1 protein-coding gene is annotated in these 1,346 nt (G+C 32.0%); it reads left to right on the top strand.

The window, feature by feature from the left end; genetic code table 11:
- Positions 1 to 74 precede the first annotated feature (74 nt).
- The gene (locus tag C6H17_RS12010; RefSeq protein WP_005220112.1) at positions 75 to 902 is read left to right on the top strand and encodes a prephenate dehydrogenase; all 828 of its coding nucleotides are present in this window, start codon (positions 75 to 77) and stop codon (positions 900 to 902) included.
- Positions 903 to 1,346 lie beyond the last annotated feature (444 nt).

The raw sequence follows: 1,346 nt of genomic DNA, 5'->3' as shown, positions 1-1,346 counted from the left end.
GTCAAAATAAGCATATTTCCTAGAAATTATGGCAAAATATCCTTTCTGTTTTGAGATTTTAGATAAGGAAAAGTATGCAAGCAGGCATTATCGGTTTAGGGCTTATAGGTGGGTCTTTAGGATTAGCTTTAAGAGAAACAAAGATGTTTAAACGCATTTTGGGGTATGATAAGGCGGCATTGCACGAGCAGCAGGCATTATCTCTAGGGCTTGTTGATGAGTGTGCGAGTATGGAGGAAATCTCTCAATGTGATGTGATATTTATCGCTGTGCCACTTGATTTTGTAGCACCGATTGTAAATGCTTTTAGCGATCTTACCCCAACGCAAACTATCATTGATTTAGGCAGCACAAAACACGCTATACATGAGCTTATAGAATCTAAAATGCGTAAAAATTATGTCGGCGCACACCCTATGAGTGGCACAGAGCATAGCGGTCCAAAGGCAGCACAAAAAGACTTGTTTAAAAATAAGATTCTAATCCTCACAGATATAGATAAAAGCGGTGCGTTTCAAATCGCCTTTGCAAAAGAGATTTTTGTGAATCTTGGTATGCAAATCATTAAAATGGATTCTGCAAGTCATGATGAGCATATCGCCTATATCTCACATTTGCCGCATATCTTAAGCTTTGCCCTCGCAAACACGGTATTAGCACAAGAAAAACCAGAAAATATTCTTGCTTTGATTGGCGGTGGATTCCGTAGTATGTCGCGTCTTGCAAATAGCTCTCCTATCACTTGGAAAGATATTTTTAAACATAATAAAGCCCATCTATTGCATTCACTCACAGATTTTGAAAAGCATTTTACCGAAGCAAAAGAGTATGTCGCGAAAGAAGAATGGGATAAACTTATGGCATGGATGAAAAAGGCAAATGAATTGCATAATTTCTTATAGTTTTTTTAGAATCTACATTCCATAAACTTGCGTGTTTAAGAGACTTCATAGTAATATATGTGGCAATTTTTTTAATGTTACCAAAAATCCTTAGACTTGTTTGTTTTTGCATTTTTATTTTTACTTCTTTTAAAATTTTCCTTTAACTGAAAGTTTGAGTATTTATTAACATTAACCTTTTTACTTTTAAAATTCACTACGCAAAAACATATCAGCCTCCCTTTTTTACTTTTCTTTGTTTATGTTGAAATAAGTTTTTATCATTATTTTAAATATTAAAATCTATTACTTTATTGATATATTAGCACTAATATAATGCGTATTACTTGCATAATAAATGTTATATTAATGCTATTTTGTAGTTTATTTGATTAATTTTTATTATTAAATAAGATATATCTATATTATTGTGTTAATAAAATGGTTATTTTTGATTATTTTTAT

It is taken from the genome of Helicobacter rappini, assembly GCF_900198625.1.
GTDB classification, from domain to species: domain Bacteria; phylum Campylobacterota; class Campylobacteria; order Campylobacterales; family Helicobacteraceae; genus Helicobacter_A; species Helicobacter_A rappini.
The sequence above is the reverse complement of the archived record's forward strand: the minus strand, read 5'-3'. Positions and strand labels throughout refer to the sequence as shown.

Bases quoted from the DNA above. Each gene is read 5' to 3' on its own strand.
- C6H17_RS12010 (WP_005220112.1), top strand. From the start codon at position 75: ATGCAAGCAGGCATTATCGGTTTAGGGCTTATAGGTGGGTCTTTAGGA.